The 13,028-nt window shown below is 70.9% G+C and carries 13 protein-coding genes and 3 pseudogenes; 6 read left to right on the plus strand and 10 right to left on the minus strand.

Features of this window, described 5'->3' with window-relative positions; all coding sequences use genetic code 11:
* Positions 1–1,521, minus strand: a complete 1,521-nt coding sequence (locus ACSMTC_RS35260) for an SDR family oxidoreductase (protein WP_436563808.1) — start codon at positions 1,519–1,521, stop codon at positions 1–3.
* Positions 1,522–2,248: 727 nt separating this feature from the next.
* Between ACSMTC_RS35260 and ACSMTC_RS35265 the strand changes: the two genes are divergently transcribed.
* Positions 2,249–2,791, plus strand: a complete 543-nt coding sequence (locus tag ACSMTC_RS35265) for a hypothetical protein (protein WP_436563809.1) — start codon at positions 2,249–2,251, stop codon at positions 2,789–2,791.
* Positions 2,792–3,354: 563 nt separating this feature from the next.
* Here ACSMTC_RS35265 and ACSMTC_RS35270 read toward each other — a convergent pair.
* From ACSMTC_RS35270 to ACSMTC_RS35280, 3 genes and pseudogenes are all read right to left on the minus strand, one after another.
* Positions 3,355–3,768, minus strand: a complete 414-nt coding sequence (locus tag ACSMTC_RS35270) for a (R)-mandelonitrile lyase (RefSeq protein WP_436563810.1) — start codon at positions 3,766–3,768, stop codon at positions 3,355–3,357.
* A gap of 37 nt (positions 3,769–3,805) precedes the next feature.
* Positions 3,806–4,570: pseudogene (locus tag ACSMTC_RS35275) on the minus strand (glucose 1-dehydrogenase); the annotation flags it as partial.
* 227 nt (positions 4,571–4,797) lie between these two features.
* Positions 4,798–5,814, minus strand: a complete 1,017-nt coding sequence (locus tag ACSMTC_RS35280; protein ID WP_436563811.1) for a zinc-dependent alcohol dehydrogenase family protein — start codon at positions 5,812–5,814, stop codon at positions 4,798–4,800.
* 207 nt (positions 5,815–6,021) lie between these two features.
* Between ACSMTC_RS35280 and ACSMTC_RS35285 the strand changes: the two are divergent.
* Positions 6,022–6,250: pseudogene (locus ACSMTC_RS35285) on the plus strand (transcriptional regulator); the annotation flags it as partial.
* Positions 6,251–6,460: 210 nt separating this feature from the next.
* A complete protein-coding gene (locus tag ACSMTC_RS35290; protein WP_436563812.1) occupies positions 6,461–6,874 on the plus strand; it encodes a hypothetical protein in 414 nt (137 codons plus the stop codon).
* 45 nt (positions 6,875–6,919) lie between these two features.
* Here ACSMTC_RS35290 and ACSMTC_RS35295 read toward each other — a convergent pair.
* Positions 6,920–7,315 (minus strand): annotated as a pseudogene (locus ACSMTC_RS35295) (GNAT family N-acetyltransferase); the annotation flags it as partial.
* 174 nt (positions 7,316–7,489) lie between these two features.
* On the opposite strand from ACSMTC_RS35295, the gene ACSMTC_RS35300 reads away from it, so the two are divergent.
* A complete protein-coding gene (locus ACSMTC_RS35300; protein WP_436563813.1) occupies positions 7,490–7,708 on the plus strand; it encodes a hypothetical protein in 219 nt (72 codons plus the stop codon).
* 72 nt (positions 7,709–7,780) lie between these two features.
* Positions 7,781–8,626 carry a class I SAM-dependent methyltransferase gene (locus ACSMTC_RS35305; RefSeq protein WP_436563814.1) on the plus strand — a complete coding sequence of 282 codons (846 nt, stop codon included), beginning with the start codon at positions 7,781–7,783 and terminating at the stop codon, positions 8,624–8,626.
* A 522-nt stretch (positions 8,627–9,148) separates the two neighbouring features.
* Here ACSMTC_RS35305 and ACSMTC_RS35310 read toward each other — a convergent pair.
* From ACSMTC_RS35310 to ACSMTC_RS35330, 5 genes are all read right to left on the minus strand, one after another.
* The gene (locus ACSMTC_RS35310; protein ID WP_436563815.1) at positions 9,149–9,442 is read right to left on the minus strand and encodes a hypothetical protein; all 294 of its coding nucleotides are present in this window, start codon (positions 9,440–9,442) and stop codon (positions 9,149–9,151) included.
* A 198-nt stretch (positions 9,443–9,640) separates the two neighbouring features.
* The gene (locus ACSMTC_RS35315; protein WP_436563816.1) at positions 9,641–10,645 is read right to left on the minus strand and encodes an alpha/beta fold hydrolase; all 1,005 of its coding nucleotides are present in this window, start codon (positions 10,643–10,645) and stop codon (positions 9,641–9,643) included.
* 337 nt (positions 10,646–10,982) lie between these two features.
* Positions 10,983–11,393 (minus strand): hypothetical protein, encoded by a 411-nt coding sequence (locus tag ACSMTC_RS35320; RefSeq protein WP_436563817.1) that lies wholly within the window; start codon positions 11,391–11,393, stop codon positions 10,983–10,985.
* Positions 11,394–11,569: 176 nt separating this feature from the next.
* Positions 11,570–11,818, minus strand: coding sequence for a hypothetical protein (locus ACSMTC_RS35325; RefSeq protein ID WP_436563818.1), 249 nt, complete (start codon positions 11,816–11,818; stop codon positions 11,570–11,572).
* A gap of 91 nt (positions 11,819–11,909) precedes the next feature.
* Complete coding sequence (locus ACSMTC_RS35330) at positions 11,910–12,398, minus strand: GNAT family N-acetyltransferase (RefSeq protein ID WP_436563819.1); 489 nt, start codon at positions 12,396–12,398, stop codon at positions 11,910–11,912.
* A 119-nt stretch (positions 12,399–12,517) separates the two neighbouring features.
* On the opposite strand from ACSMTC_RS35330, the gene ACSMTC_RS35335 reads away from it, so the two are divergent.
* Positions 12,518–13,027, plus strand: a complete 510-nt coding sequence (locus ACSMTC_RS35335; RefSeq protein ID WP_436563820.1) for an HAD family hydrolase — start codon at positions 12,518–12,520, stop codon at positions 13,025–13,027.
* Position 13,028 lies beyond the last annotated feature (1 nt).

The following is a 13,028-nucleotide window of genomic DNA, read 5'->3' on the forward strand; positions in this document are numbered from 1 at the left end:
TCACCACCGAGGCTGGCCCACCGCCTCGCCGACGGCGGTCGTGCACCGTTCGGTGATGTTGTGGGCCATCCCGCCAAAGACGATCGCGTGGAAGGGGGCCACCGCCCACCAGTAGGCGTGGCCGGCCAGGCCGCGGGGGTGGAACAGGGCCCGCTGGCGGTAGTACGAGCCGCCCGCGCCGTCGGGGGCCACGGAGAGTTCCAGCCAGGCCAGGCCAGGCAGTCGCATCTCCGCGCGCAGCCGCAGCAGCCGTGGCCGCTCGATGGCCTCAACCCGCCAGAAGTCCAAGGAGTCGCCCACCCGCAGGCGCGTCGGATCCCGCCGACCACGGCGCAGGCCGACGCCGCCGACCAACCGGTCCAGCCAACCGCGCAGCGCCCAGGCGAGCGGGAAAGAGTACCAGCCGTTCTCCCCGCCGATGCCCTCCACCACCCGCCACACCGCATCCGGAGTCGCGGCCACCCGGCGCTCCCGAACGTCCTGGTAGAGGCTGCCGCCGGCCCACCCCGGGTCGGTGGGCAGCGGATCGCTGGGCGCGCCGGGCAGGCTGGCGGAGGACCAGCGGGTGGCGACCTCGGCGTCCCGGACCCGCCGCAGGGCGAGCCGAACGGCCTCGTCGAAACCGATCAGCCCCTCAGGCGGGCCGGGGACGTACCGGGCGATATCGTGCTCGGCACACACCACCTCGTGACGCAACGACTCGACCAGTGGCCGTGCGATCGCGTTCGGTACAGGGGTGACCAGGCCGACCCAGAGGCTCGACAGGCCGGGGGTGAGCACCGGCACCGCGATGATGCGCCGTGGGCGCAGGCCGGCCACCTCGGCGTAGTGCTGCATCATCTGGCGGTAGGTCAGGATGTCCGGGCCGCCGACATCGAAGGCGCGGTTGACGTCGGGCGGCAGCATCGCGGCGGCGGTGAGGTAGCGCAGCACGTCGCGGACGGCGATCGGCTGGATCCTGGTGCCGACCCAGCGCGGAGTGACCATCACCGGCAGCCGTTCGGTCAGGTAGCGCAGCATCTCGAATGAGGCCGACCCCGAGCCGAGGATCACGGCCGCGCGCAGTTCGGCGGTGGGCACGGCGCTCTCCCGCAGGATCCGGCCCACCTCAGCGCGCGAGCGAAGGTGGGGGGAGAGCCGGTCGGCCGGGACGCCTTCCGGGACGAGGCCGCCGAGGTAGACGATCCGGCGTACCCCGGCGGCCTCGGCGGCCGTGGCGAAGGCCCGGGCCGCGGCACGGTCGGTGGCCTCGAAACCCGGCCCGGTGGCCAGCGCGTGCACCAGGTAGTAGGCCACGTCCACGCCCTCGAAGGCGGGCGGCAGGGTCTCGGGCCGGGTGACGTCTCCGGATGCGGCCTCGACGCGGGCGCGCCAGGGGTGGTCGCGCAGCCGCTCGGGGTCGCGGACCAGGCAGCGCACGTAATGCCCGGCGGCGAGGAGTTCCGGTACCAGCCTGCCGCCGATGTAACCGGTGGCGCCGGTGACCAGGCACCGTAGGCCGGGGACGGCCGGATCGTACATCGGGACCTCCAGTACTGGGACAGGCGCCGCAGGTCAATGGTCCCCCCGCGAGCCGGGCTCCGCCCAAGACGTCGTTGCTACGCTCCTTCGGACTTCCGCTGCACTCCGATGACTTCACCATCGTCACCCCTGTACCCCGAGGGACTCGACGGGCCGCCGCGGAGCAGGGCCCGCCGGACAGGTCTTCCCCGAAATCTCGTCGAAGCCCGATCGGCCGTCTGACGCGGCGTGCGCCGTGCACATCCGGCACGGTGGAGAGGCGGCCGGATGCCGCGACGGCGGTGGGGCCACCGTTCGGCCCCTGAGGTGTGGACCCGCCGCCGACTCAGGTCAGCTCCGCCGGCGGCCGGTTCGGAGGGACTTCGGAATGGTGGCGGACCGGTTCTACGCTCTCGCGGCGGGCCGGTTCACCACGGCACCGCGACCACTGTGATCGGCCTGGCGGCCATCGCCGAACCGGTGGTGCAGAAACCGCACCCCCCGGCCGGCGGCAGCGCCGTGCTCCCAGCGAGCGACAGCTCCGGCGCGGCGTGGGTTTCCGCACACGATCCTTTGAAACCATCCATTTCGTTCGAGTGCAAATCAGCTCTGTGGTCCGATTCGACGAATCCTCCGAGGGCCGCCGGAAGTTATTCACAGTGAGATCGCACTGATAGTGAGCGGGCTCGAAGAACTCCTTCGAGTCTATCGGGCTGGCATCGCATGCCCCAGAGAAAGGGATTCACGAATGAAATACGGCTTCAGAGGCCTGTCCACGGTAGCCGGAGCGGTAGTCGCCGGGCTTCTCCTTGTCTCGCCCGCGGCTGCCCAGAACGGCATGGTCACGACGGCTCGAGCCAACTCCACCACCCCCGGTCTCCAGTCCGGGAACTCGGCCCACTCGCAAGGCGGCAACGGGGGCGACAAGCGCTGCGAACGAGAAGAGCGTGACTTCAGTGCCGACGTCGTGGACTACGGAGATTTCTCGGGCACCGAGTTCTACCTGGCTACGAACCGCAAGGGCGAGGCATTCCTCAACGACAGTCGGAACCCGGGAGTGTGGGTGGACGTCGACGTCATCCCCGGCGCCCCGAAGTGTGTGGTCGACACCGCCGTGTCCACTACCGAAAGCGATGGAAATCCCCCCAATACGCTCTACCTCAACGTGGAGACGGACAAGGGAGCGATCTACCGGGCCGTGTGCAACATCACTGCGACGCCGTTCGACTCCGTGAACCTGGCGGCTGCCTGCGGCTCGGGGTTCACCCTGGTTCCCGGCACCCCCGTGTGATATCGCTCCGCGTGCCGGCCCCGGTTCTCCCTCCCGGGGCCGGCGCAGGGCGGCGGGTCCGTGGTCTCGGTGACCGGACCTTCGTACAGCGGCCGTCGCACGCGATGAACGAGCCCCGACGTCACCCGTGGCGCCTTGGGCCCCGGGGCCGCGGCCAGCACCCCCGCAGGTCGTCATCGTTCACGCCAACGCCACCGGCGAGACCACCGCCGGCGGCGTGCCGTTCTACGCGGACACCGGCGCCGGACTTTCTCCAGGGACTCGGTTCCGGTGACAGTACGCGGTAACTCTGCCCGGCGCCCCGGCGGACGGGCACCCTGGCCCCGAAGCCGGGTGAGACCGTGGACACGTCTGCACACCTGGCCAGCGATCTCCACTCGGAAGGCGCCTTCAGGAGGAACGGCGCGTTGCCGAGAAAGCCAGGATCCGGCCGACCGAGTACTGCCAGAGGTTCTGACCAGGTCCTGACCAGTGGAAGCAGGCCTTGCCCGGGATCACCGGCCGTGAGCACTGGTGCTCTCTGGTCGTCGCTCGCCCGGGAGATGTCTCGGTCGGCCCGTGCTCTACGGCCGACGGGTGCGGGAGCCGTCGTACTGCTGATCGGTGACGGGTTCGGCCCACGTGGTCTCGGGGGTGCCGTCGCCGGTGGCCTCCCACATCGCGATGTGTTCCATGAAGCGGTCGGGGGCGGCGCCGTGCCAGTGTTCCTCGCCGGGCGGGCAGCTGACCGTCTCGCCGGGGTGGGCTTCGAAGAGGGTGCCATCGCGGGTGCCGATCAGGGCGGTGCCGGAGACGACGTGCAGGGTCTGGCCGAGCGCGTGGGTGTGCCAGTGGGTGCGGGAGCCGGGGGCGAAGCGGACCAGGTTGGCCCGGAGGCGGGAGGGAGCCTGTCCGGCGGCGATGACGTCCCACCAGACGTCGCCGGTGAACCGGTCGGCCGGGGCCTTGCTGGTGGGCTGGGGCTGGACGAATTCCATGGAGATCGGCCTTTCTCGGGTGGCGGTGCTGGGTTCGGCGGGCGACGTAGCCGCCGTCGACGGGCAGGGCGATGCCGACGGCGAAGCTCGCGCCGGGGCTGCACAGCCACAGGGCGGCCTGGGCGATCTCGTCGGCGGTGCCGAGGCGGACGATGGGCTGGTTGGCCTCGGCCTCGACGCGGTCGAGTTCCCCCTTGGCGATCATGTCCTGGACTATCGGGGTGTCGATGGTGCCGGGGCAGATCGCGTTGATGCGGATGCCACGGGGGGCGTATTCGAGGGCGGCGCTGCCGGTCAGGCCGATCACGCCGTGCTTGGAGGAGTGGTAGGAGGCGCGGCCGGGGATGCCGACGAGTCCGCCGAGGGAGGAACAGTTGACGATGGTGCCGCTGCCCTGGGCGCGCATGTGGCGCAGTTCGTGCTTCATGCTCGCCCAGATGCCGCGCAGGTTGACGGCGTGGACGCGGTCGAAGACCTCGGCGGCCTCGTCGGCGGCGTCGCCGGGCGGGATCTGGATTCCTACGTTGTTGTACGCGGCGTCAAGGCGGCCGACGGTGGCGACGGTGCGGTCGACCGCGGCGGCGACCTGCTGCTCGTCGGTGACGTCGCAGGGCAGGGCGAGGACCAGGTAGCCCTGGTCGGTGAGTTCGCGGGCGGCCCTGTGGAGGGCGGGCCGGTCGAGGTCGGCGAGAGCGATCGCCGCGCCGGAGGCGGCGAAGGCGCGGGCGGTGGCCAGGCCCATGCCGGAGGAGGCACCGGTGACGAAGGCGACCTGACCAGTGAAGTCGTAGGCGGGGTTCATCGCGGTGTTCTCCCAACGGGGTCAGGGATCAGAGGGCGACCGGCACCGCACGAAACCGGTGTGCGGGCGGCGGCTGCGGAGGGCGAGGGCGGTCAGCGCCACCGCGGCGGACGCGGCGGGGCAGAAGCAGAACGGGACGGGGTGGGAGGCGGTGCAGTCGAGGGCATCGTCGTTCTGCCGGTCGGGCCCGCGGGGCGGCAGGGTACGGCCGCCCCCGGGGGGCCGGGTCAGGGCTGGAGGAGGGCCTTGATCGCGCGGCGTTCGTCCATCGCCCGGTAGCCCTCGGCGACCTGCTCCAGGGGCAGGGTGAGGTCGAAGACCTTGCCCGGGTCGATCCGCCGCGACAGGACTCGCTTGATCAGGTCAGGCAGGTAGCGGCGCACGGGTGCCGGGCCGCCGCGCAGGCCGACGTGGGAGAAGAACAGCTCCTGCCCGTCGACGGCGACCTCGTGCGGGATGCCGACGAAGCCGACGCTGCCGCCGGGACGGGCGGAGTGCAGGGCTTGCTGCATCGCCTGGGAGGTGCCGACGCACTCCAGGACGCTGTCGGCGCCGATGCCGTCGGTCAGCTCCTTGATCTGAGCTACGCCTTCCTCACCGCGCTCGGTGACGATGTCGGTGGCGCCGAACTCCCTGGCGAGGTTCTGCCGGGACTCGTGGCGGGACATGGCGATGATCCGCTCCGCGCCCATTTCCTTCGCGGCGATCACACCGCACAGGCCGACCGCGCCGTCGCCGACGACCACCGCGGTCGAGCCGGGCTTCACCTCGGCGGCGTCCGCGGCCCACCAGCCGGTGCCGAGCACGTCCGAGACGGCCAGCAGGCCCGGCCAGAACTCCTCGCCCGGCACCTCGGCGGTGGCGACCAGGGTGCCCTGGGCGTTGGGGATCCGCACGTACTCGGCCTGGCAGGTGCTCATGAACTCCCGGTGCAGGCAGTTCGACTGGAACCCGTTGCGGCAGTTCGGGCAGGTGTTGTCCGAGGTCGCGAACGAGCCGACCACGAACTGGCCCGGCCGGACGGCGGTGACCTCGGAGCCGACCTCCTCGACGAAGCCGACGTACTCGTGGCCCATCGGGTGCGGGTCGCCGAGCGGCTCCGCGCCCCGGTAGGGCCACAGGTCCGAGCCGCACACACAGGTCACCGCGGTGCGGATGACCGCGTCTGTGGGATCCAGGACCCTCGGGTCGTCCAGGGTCTCGAAGCGGACATCCCGAGGGGCGTGGATGACTGCGCCGCGCATGAGAGGGCTTCCTTCGCATTTCGGGGGAGGCGTGGGGTGCGGATCGCACCGCCGCCGCGTACGGGCCGGCCGCACGGCCTTCACGACCCGGGCGGACAGCCCCACGCCCTCCAGACAACCCCCTCTTGCGGCGCGCAGCGAGTTACCAGTGAGGGGTGTACCCGCAGTCCACCCCTCGCGGACCCTGCGCGCCGTAACGTCGAAGGCGTGGACAACAGCCAGGAGGTCCGCGAGTTCCTCCACCTCGCGGCGAGCGAAGATCACCCCCGAGCAGGCGGGCACGCCCTCGGGCAGCCGCCGCCGGGTGCCGGGCCTGCGCCGCAGCGAGGTCGCCGCCTTGGCCGACGTGAGTGTCGAGTAGTACGCCAAGCTGGAGCGCGGCAACCTGGCCGGCGCTCCCCCCGCCGTCCTGGAGGCCGTGGCCCGCCTTGTACAAGGCAGCGGCCGATGGCCTACTGACAGTGATTCCCAATGACGTTGTCAAGTCGGCGGGGTGACGTACTGTGACTATGTCAGAGCGCTGTGGAACCGGCTCGTGCAGCGGCGGTCTCGAAGGTGGGGCTACATCGGCGCGGGCATCGGCATCCGCATCCCTGTCCGACGCCCAAAGGGCAAGTCCGAACACGCACTTCACGTCGACACGCGCATGTTCAACACGCTGCTGTGGCACGCCAGGGCCCTCGGCGAGCGCACCGCCGCCGAGCTCAAACAGCGATGGCGGGCCCTGCAGCACGTGACGCTCAGCCTGAGCCGGATCGGCGAAGTCGCCCGTGCCAGGGCAGGCCCGGATGTGCGGCTGGAGATGACCTTCGCCCGCCGGCTCCACGCCCACCACCGTCACTGCGACGCCCGGGAGAACTCGGTCACGTACCTGGCGCAGAGCGTCTTCCAGCCCTGCGCCGGCACGCCAGCCCGGACGCCCGCCGATGTCTCCTGGCCCACACCGGAGGAGACACACCTGGTGCTGCGCGGTGAGAGCCAGGACTGCGACTGGCTGTGCGGCTACGTGGAGCAGGCCACCAAGGGGTTCGAGACGTACGCGGCTGAAGCGAGGGTGTAAGGCAACGTTCGCGCCGTCGATTGCCCTTGCGGACTGAAGATCGAGTCACTCACCATCGGGGGTGTCGGGGGAGTTCGTGAACTGTGCTGCTTCGCGTGCCATCTCAGTGGTGATGGCCCAGCGTTCGTGGTCCATCCATTCGCCGTTGATGTACTGGAAGGCAGTCGAGGAGCCCTCGTGCTGGAAGCCCAGGCGTCTGACGAGGTTCAGCGAGGAGGCGTTGTCCGGCTGGATGTTCGCCTCCAGCCGGTGCGGGTCCAGCTGGCCGAAGGCGAGCTGGATCACGAGCCTTGAGTCCTTCGGTCATGTAGCCACGGCCGGTCGTCGAGGCGTAGGAGGGATAGCCCAGGGTTCCGCTCCGGAGGGTGCCCGGACGATGTTGTTGATGTTAACGCCGCCTACGATCGCGCCGGTGCTGCGCAGGCAGATCACGAAACCCTCTGAACCCGCGTTGACACTGGACGCGCCCGCACACCGCACTGTGCGGGTGCGTCCGACGCTTCCGACGCCTTGCCTGACCGGCCGGGCAGGGTCGCGCGTGATCAAAACAGATTGCTCGAAATGATCTTCCTGGCTACGCTGCCCGAGGTAATTTCGCAACCCGGAGGCTATGCCATGGAGCTGAGTAATCGTCACGGCGTCTTGATCGGCGCCGCCACTGCGGCCCTCGCCGCCGCCGCGGCCGTGGGAGTGAGCACGGGGACGCTGCCCACCTCGTCCCACGGCATCGTGGTCGAGGCCCACATGGCACTCTCGAACCCTGCGGTCGCGGACACCCAGCCCGCGGACGCCACCGACAGCCTGGTCGTCCCGGACCACGGCTACGTGCAATGAGTCGTCACAGCCATGACCACAACCAGTGGACCCTAGACGGCTCCTGACGTGTACCCAGGCAAGGCCGCCCCCTTGGCAGCAGACCCCGAGAACCCCACCCCCGACGGCACGGCGCCGACCGGGCAGTCCGGCGACCGGTCCGCCGCCAAGGCGGGCGACCCCGCCGTCCGGCTCATCGCCGAAACCGCCGAGCGGCTGGTCCGGCTCTGGGCCTCCTGCCCCGAGCTGCACCACGCCGGATGGGACCGGCCGTTCCGGCCGCTCGGCGAGTTGCTGCCCGAGCAGGACGTCGAATTCGCCGCACAGAACCCCCAGATGGTCCCGCTGCTCTGGTATCCCGCGCTGCGCCACGGTACTCCCCGGGCGCCCGTGATCGACGTCTTCGACCACCTGCCCGCGGAGTCGGGACCGCCGCTTCCCCGGCGCCAGGAGCTCTCCCGCATCTACAGCTGGGCGCTGGCCTCGCGCACCGCCCTGGACTGGATCGGCGACTGCCTGGAGGGGCGCGGCCTGCTGGAGGTCGGCGCGGGCAGCGGCTACTGGGCGTGGCTGCTGCGCGCCCGGGGCGTCGACGTCCTGGCCACCGACGCCGAGGCCCGCGCCGAGCACAACGGCTGGACCGATCGCTTCCAGTTCACCGAGGTCCGTCCGGGCCGGGCCGCCGAGGACGCCGCCGCACACCCCGAGCGGGTGCTGGCGCTGCTCTGGCCCCCGCACCGCGACCCGATGGCCGCCGACGCCCTGCACGCCTACCAGGGCTCCGGCCTGTTCTACCTCGGCGACGGCGCCGGCGGGATCTGCGCCGATGATTCCTTCTTCACCGAGCTTGCCGCCCGCTGGCGCCCGCTCTCCCGGTGCCCGCTGACACTGCGCTGGCTCGGCAACCGCGACACTGCCACCTTCTACGTCCGGCGCTGACCAACCGGCCCCGGGGAGACATCGGCCGCGACGGGGGCCTCACGGTGATCAACACGCGGCGGCCCCCACGATTCCGCCTTCTGTGATCTTGCCGCCCTTCTGGCAGATCCGCGAGGCCTCCTCTTGGAGCAGGCTGCCGAGGGGTTCGAGAAGTACGCAGCCGCGATGACGGCGTGATCCGGTTGAGTTGGTCGTGCGGGCGGCGAGCCAGCCCGCCAATCATTGACAGGCGGGCGTCAACGGCGCTTGACTCGGAGCACTAATCAACAACCCACAGGGGGACTCGTGAAGCTCAAGTCCGTTGTTGCCGCTGTCACCGGGCTGGTCCTCGGCACGGCGCTGCTGTTCGTGGCAGTGCCGAGCTCGGCGACTCCGGCGCCCGCGCCGCTGGCCCAGAGGGACGGCAGTGTTTCGGGGGGCTGCTGCTGACGCGGCGTCGGACCAGCAGGACGTCCAGCATGTCGGCCGACTGACCGCTGGCTGCGCCCCGCCGGATCACGGCGGGGCGCAGCCGCGTTGGTGCTATTCGGCTTCGAGGAGCGTGTCGAGCAGCTCCTGGATCTCCCCGCGGCTGGCCCCGGACGGGACAGGGACGGCGTCCGGGTTGGATTCGACCATGGCGACCACCGGCGCCCCTTGGGGCAGGAGTCCGATTAGGCCCGGTCGTCCGCGGTGCCGAAGTTCGGCTGGCGGTCGGGCAAGGCGGCGGTCCAAGCGGCCGCGGAACAGGGGCGCCCGAGCGCGGTCGTCCTGGGCGAGGCGCTCACGGAAGTCGGCCAGCACGCTGTGATGGAAGCCGGGATCGTCCAGTTCCATGGCGTGAAGTCGGCCCGGAGCGCGGTTCCGGCCTTTCGACCGGCCCGTTGATCTTCTACCGCTTCGGCGAACTCGCTCCGCTGCTGCGCAAGAACGGCCGAACTCTGGCGCGCCGGCCGGCCGCCGGCCGCCGTCGTGGGGCTGCGGACTTGCTCGTCCGCGACTGACGACGGAGGCGATGGAAGCCGTGGCAGGCGCTCAGCGGCACAGCCGTGCGACGAGCTCCAGCTCGTGTGCCAGTAGTCCCGGGTCACGCGGGCCGGCATGCGGCGCGCTCAGCGACCGCACGCGGAAGCGGTTGTGCGGTGTGACGTCGTCCGCCTCACGGATCATGAGGTCCTGGAGCGGCAGTGGGATGGTGCGGTCCTGCGTGTAGCGCACGAACGTACGCGGCACCCGGCCCCACTTCGCCGGCAGCCCGCGGGCCTCCTCGCTCGCGCCGACTGCCGCCGACTCGTCCGGCTCCAGGATGTTCATCAGCGCCCGGACCTCGGCGTCCGGCCGGTCGGCGGCGATCGCCTCCTTGATGATCGCGAAGAACGCAGGGTCGCCCGAGCGCCAGTTGACCCGGCTGACGCCCAGCTCCGGCGGCGTCTGGACCGCGGGGATCTTGGACATGGAGCTGGTGGCCGCCTCAGGGGTCATCATCAGCTGCAGCACCGAGGGGTGCTCGGTCGGGCAGAACGCGGAGACGTACACCAGGTGCGCGACCAGCTCGGGCACCTGGTTGGCGACCGCGTTGAGGGTCACACCGCCGAGGCTTCCGCCGACCAGCACTACCGGGCCGTTGCGGCGCGCCCGCCGCACCACGCCGATGACATGCGCGGCGAAGTCGCTCAGCGTCACCTTGGATATCGGGGACGGCTCGGTGCGCAGCCGCTCAAGGTCCTGCGGGCACTGGTAGGACTCGGGGAGGTACGCCCCGAGCCCGTGCCCGGGCAGGTCGACCGCAATCGCGCGGTGTCCGCGCAGACCCAGCTCGCGCAACAAGGGCTGCCAGTAGAAGGAGTTGCTCCCCGAGCCGTGGACGAGGACGAAGGTGGGCGCGCCGCGCCCGGGCCCGTCCGCGTGCGCGACGGAGGCCGCCGCGCCCACCGCGGTGACCGCCCCAGCCCCAACCACGGCCGCCTTCAGCGTACTGCGCCGCGACGTCCCACCGGCCTTCGCGTTGCCGCTCTTGGCATTGTGCTGTTCCTTGGCCATTAACGGCCTCCTCCTTGAGTGTTGAGTGAAGCTTTTCGTTCATGGGCCGTGACGGGTTCCGGCCCCGCAACCGGCACCGGCCACGGCACAACCAACCGCACAGATGCTGGTCCGTGCAGCACCCGGCCCCCGGCTCCCGTCTGGTCGAGCCCCCGGGTGAACGTGTCGCGGCGCACCTCGGGCTCCATCCCCACTAGGCCGGGCGGCCATGTGCCCGGCAGCACGAGATCGACCAGGACGGCGCCCCTGTCCTCGGCCGCGGCCAGCCAGTCGGGCGTCACTTCGACCCGCCAGTTCGGCTCCAACCCGTGGCGACCGTCGGCCAGCACCAGGCGCGTCACGAGGTCGCCGCCGATCTCGGGCGGCGGGGCTGCTCGGCGGGCACGAAACCGCTGTCGACCGCGGCCTCCACCAGCCGATCGTGGAACTCGACACCGACCTCCACGATCAGTTCCGCGAACGGCGGACCGTCCGCTACCTCGAGAGCCGCCAGCGCCGGGGGCGGTGATCGTGCCTGGCGGGAGCGCTCGGCCTCTGGTAGCCGTGGTCCGTTGTGGCCGCGGCCGGGCCGGGTGACGGCGGCGGCAGGCCGTGACCAGGGGGCCACCAGGGTCATCAGGGCCACCAGGATCAGGAGGACCAGGGCGCCTCCCGCGGCGAACTGGATCCAGGCGGAGACCGGCAGGCCCGCCCACCCGAATCCCGTACCGAGCGTGGCGGTGACCGCGGCGGCCACGGCGACGGCCAACCGGTTCGAAAGGCCACAAGGTCATGCCCCGCATTCTCGCCCGGCAACGCACTGTGGCGCAGTGGCACGTGTCACCTGACTGGCCATCAACCTTTCGCTCAAGCAGCCGTGATCGAGCTGGCTTGGCTCCGGTGCGGCGGAGGGAGCCGGAAGCCGGCCTCGGATGCGGGCCGTCGTCATGTAAGGCGTTTGACGTAACGGCGGGCGGGCAATCGTACGGGCCCCTGGTCGCTGGGCGCGTGGTGGTCGAAGAGCCCTGTGTCGATGGCGTACCGCTCCCAGTCGGCGGGCCGACGGAATTGTTCGAGGGTGGTGACCACCAGGTCGAGCCGCGCGGAGCGGTAGCCGTCCAGCGCGGCCAGCTCGCTCGCCGCGTCGTCGGCGAGGATGACGTAGAGGTCGTGGTCGGAGTGACGGGTGGTCATGCCGTCGAGGGCCCCCGGGAGCCCTTGAGGACGAGCCCGACGACGGCCGGGTCGGCCGTAGCATCGGCGACGAACGCCGCGAAATCCAGCGTCACGTCAGGTCCTTGCGCATCAGCGTGCACATCGTCTCGTACCGCTGGAGCGAGCCGTCCTCGGCCTCCACGTCCCAGGAGTCGAGCTCGCGGCCGAAGGCCCGGTAGCCCAGGCGTTCGTAGAGGGCGCGGGCGCGCGGGTTGCTCTCCTCGACGCCGAGTTCGGCGCGGGTCAGGCCCCGGGCGCCGATCCGCTGCTCGGCGGAGCGGATCAGCAGCGTGCCGATCCCGCAGGACTGCAGGGCCGGGTGCACGCTGAGTTGCCAGAGCGTGCCGGCACCGGGTTTGACCGTGTAGTCGACGCCGCCGACCGCCACGGGGAGCCCGACCGGCGTGCACACCGCCAGGTAGTCGATCTCGCCCGCCTCTGCGCGGCGGAGCTGGTGGACGAGTTCGCGCACGTGCTTGGGGGAGCCGGCCCAGCCGCAGGAGGGCAGGTCCGCGTCGGTGAGGCCGCGCACCGACAGGTGCAGCCTGATCTCGGTCATCGCCGCATCCCTTCGACTCCGACAGCGGCCGTCTGCCATTTCAGCAAGCCGATCCCCTTGCCGTCCAAGGGGTTTCGGCTCAGGGCCGTGTGTTCCGAGCCGGTTCCCGCTTGCTGTCAGTGGTCAGCACCATGGGCTGGTTCGCGGGACAGGTTGCGGACGTACCGGTCGAACCGGTTGCCGTCCGCGTCCAGGACTTGCTTGATGTAGGTGAAGCCCGCCCTGAGGGCGACCGCGGCCGAGCCCTGCTACGCGCGAACGACGTCCCGCAGGAAGAGGTGGACGTCTTGGCCGAGGAACTGGTCGCGCTGCTCCCGGAGTTGCTCGCCGAGCGCACCGAGGAGCTGAGGAGCACCGGCCAGATGATGCCTGGTGCGCGGGAGGCTCTTGCCGCCGCCCACGGAGCGGAGGACCTGCTGCCCACGGTGGTTACTGGCAATCTGCAGGGACGCGCGGAGATCAAGCTCCGGGCTTTCGGGTTGGCCGACTTCGTGGACCTGAGTATTGGTGGCTACGCCTCCGATGACTCTTACCGGCCGGCACTCGTGGCCGTGGCACAGCAGCGCGCCGCCTCCAAGCACGGCGGGGCCTTCCACCGTAAGATTTCAAGTCCAGTGAGACGGTCGTGAC

Origin of the sequence: Kitasatospora sp. HPM-01-4 (genome assembly GCF_051374625.1) — a bacterium.
GTDB lineage: Bacteria > Actinomycetota > Actinomycetes > Streptomycetales > Streptomycetaceae > Kitasatospora.

Coding starts and splice junctions, on each gene's coding strand:
- ACSMTC_RS35315 (WP_436563816.1), bottom strand. CDS start 10,645: ATGGCCAAGGAACAGCACAATGCCAAGAGCGGCAACGCGAAGGCCGGT.
- ACSMTC_RS35310 (WP_436563815.1), bottom strand. CDS start 9,442: ATGGAACTGGACGATCCCGGCTTCCATCACAGCGTGCTGGCCGACTTC.
- ACSMTC_RS35330 (WP_436563819.1), bottom strand. CDS start 12,398: ATGACCGAGATCAGGCTGCACCTGTCGGTGCGCGGCCTCACCGACGCG.
- ACSMTC_RS35260 (WP_436563808.1), bottom strand. CDS start 1,521: ATGTACGATCCGGCCGTCCCCGGCCTACGGTGCCTGGTCACCGGCGCC.
- ACSMTC_RS35280 (WP_436563811.1), bottom strand. CDS start 5,814: ATGCGCGGCGCAGTCATCCACGCCCCTCGGGATGTCCGCTTCGAGACC.
- ACSMTC_RS35290 (WP_436563812.1), top strand. CDS start 6,461: ATGTTCAACACGCTGCTGTGGCACGCCAGGGCCCTCGGCGAGCGCACC.
- ACSMTC_RS35300 (WP_436563813.1), top strand. CDS start 7,490: ATGGAGCTGAGTAATCGTCACGGCGTCTTGATCGGCGCCGCCACTGCG.
- ACSMTC_RS35325 (WP_436563818.1), bottom strand. CDS start 11,818: ATGACCACCCGTCACTCCGACCACGACCTCTACGTCATCCTCGCCGAC.
- ACSMTC_RS35265 (WP_436563809.1), top strand. CDS start 2,249: ATGAAATACGGCTTCAGAGGCCTGTCCACGGTAGCCGGAGCGGTAGTC.
- ACSMTC_RS35270 (WP_436563810.1), bottom strand. CDS start 3,768: ATGGAATTCGTCCAGCCCCAGCCCACCAGCAAGGCCCCGGCCGACCGG.